The sequence below is a fragment of the Actinomadura sp. KC216 genome, from assembly GCF_004348535.1.
Lineage (GTDB): Bacteria > Actinomycetota > Actinomycetes > Streptosporangiales > Streptosporangiaceae > Spirillospora.
In genome coordinates, this window is sequence record NZ_SMJX01000482.1 from 1 (window position 1) to 4,574 (window position 4,574).

The window sequence follows — 4,574 nt, forward strand, 5'->3', positions numbered from 1 at the left end:
CGTACACGGAGGCGGTTCGTAGCCGCGAGGTTGACGATGATCGTGGCCGTCGGACGGATGGCAGGCACGGCGCCGATTTCTAGCGTGGTCATCGACCAGTCCGAGCCATGGCCGAGCCTGAAGGAGCCACCGTGACCAGCACGTTCACCGATCCGCCCGGAGGTGCCCCGGGGGGCGTAGCAGTGCCGGCGGTCTCGGCCGAGGACGTGTCGAAGGTGTACGGGTCCGGTGATGCGGCAGTGCATGCGTTGCGGGGGGTCAGCGTCGGGTTCGCGAAGGGTGCCTTCACCGCGATCATGGGGCCGTCCGGGTCGGGGAAGTCGACGCTGATGCACTGCCTCGCCGGGCTGGACACCGTCACGTCGGGACGGATCATCCTCGGCGACGCCGAGATCACCAGGATGGGCGACCGGCAGCTGACCATGCTGCGCCGCGACCGTGTCGGATTCGTGTTCCAGGCGTTCAACCTCCTGCCGACGCTGACGGCCGAGCAGAACATTCTGCTCCCGCTGGAGCTCGCCGGCCGCAAACCCGACCGGGCGTGGTTCGACCAGGTCGTGGACGTTCTCGGGTTGCGCGACCGGCTGCGGCACCGGCCGAGCGAGCTGTCGGGCGGCCAGCAGCAGCGGGTGGCGTGCGCCCGCGCGATCGTCGCCCGCCCCGAGGTGATCTTCGCGGACGAGCCGACCGGCAACCTCGACTCGCGGGCGGGCGCGGAGGTCCTGGGGTTCCTGCGCGCGTCGGTCCGCGAGATGGGGCAGACGATCGTGCTGGTCACCCATGACCCGGTGGCCGCCTCCTACGCCGACCGGGTGGTGTTCCTGCGCGACGGCGAGATCGTGTCGGAGATCGTCCAGCCGTCGCCCGAGGCCGTCCTCGACCGGCTCAAGAACCTGGGGGCGTGATGCTGAGGACGGCACTGGCGGGCCTGCGCGCCCACAAGCTGCGGTTTCTGCTGACGGCGGTCGCCATCACACTCGGCGTCGGGTTCATTTCCGGGACGTTCGTCCTCACCGACACGATGGACAAGGGCGTCGCCAAGACGTTCGCGCGTTCCGCCGACAAGGTCGATTTCGCAGTGCTCCCCGACGACGACGCAGAGAAGGGGCTCAGCGCCGACGTGCTCAGCCGGGTTCGCGCAGTACCCGGCGTGACGGACGTGCACGGCATGGTCAAGGGCGACGCAGCACTCGTCGGCAAGGACGGTAAGGCGGTCGGCGATTTCCCCACCGTCGGTATGTCCGTGCCGTCCGGGAGGCTGCTGCGCTACGAGTTCGACAAGGGACGACCTCCGTCCGGCGGCGCCGAGACCGTTATCGACACCGAACTGGCCAAGCGAGAGGGCTACACCGTCGGCGACACGGTGACGGTCCTGGACGAGAAGAACCGGCCACACCGGTTCACCGTCGTCGGACTGGTCGATTTCGGCATCGACCAGGAGGCGAGCTTCCGCGGCGGCGTGGGCTTCGACCCCACGACCGCGAAGACGATGACCGGCGAGAGGACGTACGAGGAGATCGACGTCGCGGGCGGGAACCGGGCGGCGATCGAGGCGGCCGTACGGGCGTCCGTGCGCGCGGGCGGTGCCGGCGACTCAGGTGACGCGGGCGCGGCGGCGTCCGGTCGCGTCTACAGCGGTGCGGAACTGGGGACGAAACTGGCGAAGGCGGCGGGCGCCGACACCAAGATCATCCGCACCGGGCTGCTGATCTTCGGACTGGTGGCGATGCTGGTGTCCGCCCTGGTCATCTACAACACGTTCGCCATCCTGATCGCCCAGCGGATGCGGGAGATGGCGCTGCTGCGCTGCGTCGGCGCGACCCGCCGGCAGATATTCGGCGGCGTGGTGGCGGAGTCCGTGGTGGTCGGACTGGTCGGTTCGCTGCTGGGCCTCGCCGCCGGCGTCGGCCTCGGCGCGGGCGCGCTCGTCGGGATCAGGCAGCTGGACGCCGGCCTCGCTCCGGCGGGGCTGTCGGGCACGTCCCTCGCCCCGCGGACGATCGTGATCGGACTGGCGGTCGGTGTCATCGTGACCGTCGTGTCCGCCCTCCTCCCGGCCCGCGCGGCGACGCGCGTCGCGCCCGTCGCGGCGCTGCGCTCGGAACTGGAGCCGGGCACCGGACGGTTCCGCCTCGGTGTGCCGCGCACGGTGATCGCGGTCCTCCTCGGCATTGCGGGCCTGGTCATCGGGGCGGCCGGCTCGCTCGTCATGCCGAAGGGCCAGGCCGCGATGTTCGTGGTAGCGCTCGCCGGCGGCGTGTTCTTCCTCGCGGTGATCGCGGCGATGCCGGCACTCGTCCGGCCGCTCGGGCGGTTCGCGGGTGCGGCACCGGCGCGGCTCGGCGGCGTGCCGGGACGGCTGGCGGTGGCGAACGCGCAGCGCGCGCCCCGCCGCACCGCGACCACCACGATCGCGCTGACCGTGGGCGTCGGGCTGATGAGCCTGTTCGCGGTGATCGCGGCGAGCGGGAAGGCGACCGCGACGCACAAGCTGGAGGAACAGTTCCCCGTCGAGTTCCAGATCCAGACGCAGGATCTCGAGGGGACCGTCCCGCGCGCGCTTGCCACGACGCTGCGCGAGCGTCCCGAAGTCGCCGACGTCATCGAGATGCACCGGCAGGCCAAGGCCGCCGGGAAGGGTGAGGGCGTCTCCGCCATCACCGCGTCCGCCCTCGGCACGATCGTGAAACCCGAGATGACGGAGGGTTCCCTGGATGCGGCACAAAAGCCGGGAACCGCCATGGTGGACGCGAACACCGCCAAATCCCGCGGCTTCGCCGTAGGAAAGACGGTCCAGGTGAGAAGCGCGCACGGCACCGTCACGGTGAAGATCACCGCGATCTACGCGCCGGGCACCGGCCTGGACGGAATCATCGTCCCCGAATCCGACTTCACCCGGTATTTCGGCGCCCGCGACCCGGCGGCGATCTACGTCAACACCCATGACGACGTGCCCGCGTCCGATGCCCGCCGGGCCGTGGAGGGCGCCGCGCAGCCCTATCCGGCCGCGAAGGTGGTCTCCAGTGCCGAGTTCAAGGAGTCGATGACGAAGGCCGTGAACATGATGCTGATGATCTTCGGTGGGCTGCTCGGACTGGCGATCGTCATCGCGCTGTTCGGCATCGCCAACACGCTGACCCTCTCCGTCGTGGAACGCACCCGCGAGTCGGCGCTGCTGCGCGCCCTCGGCCTCACCAAACGCCAGCTCCGGCGGATGCTGTCCGTCGAGGCCCTGGTCATGGCCGTGATCGGCGCGGTCACCGGGGTCGTGCTCGGTGTGGTGTTCGGCTGGGCCGCTACCAACGCGATGGCGTCGGACTCGGTCTTCTCGCTGCCCTATCTGCAGGTCGTCGCGTTCGTCGTCCTCGCGGGCCTGGCCGGGACGGCCGCCGCCGTGATGCCCGCGCGGCGCGCCGCGAGAACGTCCGTCGTGGAGTCCCTCTCGCATGACTGAATGGGGGTGCGGGGCGGTGACCGCCGCCCCGCACCGCCACCCGCCGGGCGGCGTGACCCGGGCCCGCGGGTACCCTGGTTCGCGCACGTCCGGTACCTACCTGAGGACTGGAACGAACCGATGGACCCACACGCCTCGCCTTCTTCCGCCGCGCCCGGAAACGGGCCGGAGCCGACCCCGGAGGACCGGCCGGCGCGGCTCGCGGTCGGCGTCGTCGGCGCCGGCCGCGTCGGCACGGCGCTCGGCGCCGCGCTGTCCCGCGCGGGGCACCGCGTGATCGCCGCGACCGCCGTGTCCGAGCGGTCGCGGTCCCACGTGGCGGAACGCCTCCCCGGCGCGGACATCGCGACCCCGCCGGAGGTCGTGGCGGCCGCCGACCTGGTGCTGCTGACCGTCCCGGACGACGAACTGCCCGAACTGGCGTCCGGCCTGGTGTCCGCGGGCGTCCCGGTCACGGGCAAGCTCGTCCTGCACACCAGCGGCCGCTACGGAACCGCCATCCTCGACCCGCTCACCCGAGCCGGCGCCCTCCCGCTCGCCCTGCACCCGGTCATGACGTTCACCGGCCGCCCGGACGATGTCAACCGGCTGGCCGGAATCTCGTTCGGCGTCACATCCCCCGAGCCGCTGCGCCCGGTCGCGGAGGCGCTCGTCGTGGAGATGGGCGGCGAACCCGTCTGGATCACCGAGGACATGCGTCCGCTCTACCACGCGGCTCTCGCCGGAGGTGCGAACCACCTGGTCACCTTGGTCGTCGAGTCGATGGACCTCCTCCGCACCGCCGGCGTCGCCGAACCCGGCCGGATGCTTGGCCCCCTCCTCGGCGCCGCCCTCGACAACGGCCTCCGCCTCGGCATCGACGGCCTCACGGGCCCTGTCGCCCGCGGCGATGCCGGGACGGTCTCCGACCACGTCGCCGAGCTGGCAAAGGTGTCCCCCGAGAGCCGCCGCGCCTACATCGCTCTGGCCCGCCTCACCGCCGACCGCGCCCTAGCCGCCGGAATGCTCAAGCCCGAGGACGCCGAACGCCTCCTAGAAGCCTTGGCCGACTGACCAGGACAAACCGTGCAACCACCCCACCCAGCCGTCGGCGCCCCAGCCGCCGCGAACCCCTCAGCAT

General features: G+C 71.6%; 3 protein-coding genes. All 3 read left to right on the forward strand.

What is annotated here, in order from left to right; translation table 11 throughout:
• Positions 1–182: 182 nt before the first annotated feature.
• The gene (locus E1264_RS40500) at positions 183–905 is read left to right on the forward strand and encodes an ABC transporter ATP-binding protein (RefSeq protein WP_243711474.1); all 723 of its coding nucleotides are present in this window, start codon (positions 183–185) and stop codon (positions 903–905) included.
• Positions 905–3,454: an ABC transporter permease gene (locus E1264_RS40505; protein ID WP_132182547.1), complete on the forward strand. Its 2,550-nt coding sequence runs from the start codon at positions 905–907 to the stop codon at positions 3,452–3,454. Before E1264_RS40500 ends, E1264_RS40505 begins: the two co-directional genes overlap by 1 nt.
• Positions 3,455–3,574: 120 nt before the next feature.
• Complete coding sequence (locus E1264_RS40510; protein WP_132182545.1) at positions 3,575–4,507, forward strand: DUF2520 domain-containing protein; 933 nt, start codon at positions 3,575–3,577, stop codon at positions 4,505–4,507.
• Positions 4,508–4,574 lie beyond the last annotated feature (67 nt).

Bases quoted from the DNA above. Each gene is read 5' to 3' on its own strand.
- E1264_RS40505 (WP_132182547.1), top strand. From the start codon at position 905: ATGCTGAGGACGGCACTGGCGGGCCTGCGCGCCCACAAGCTGCGGTTT.
- E1264_RS40510 (WP_132182545.1), top strand. From the start codon at position 3,575: ATGGACCCACACGCCTCGCCTTCTTCCGCCGCGCCCGGAAACGGGCCG.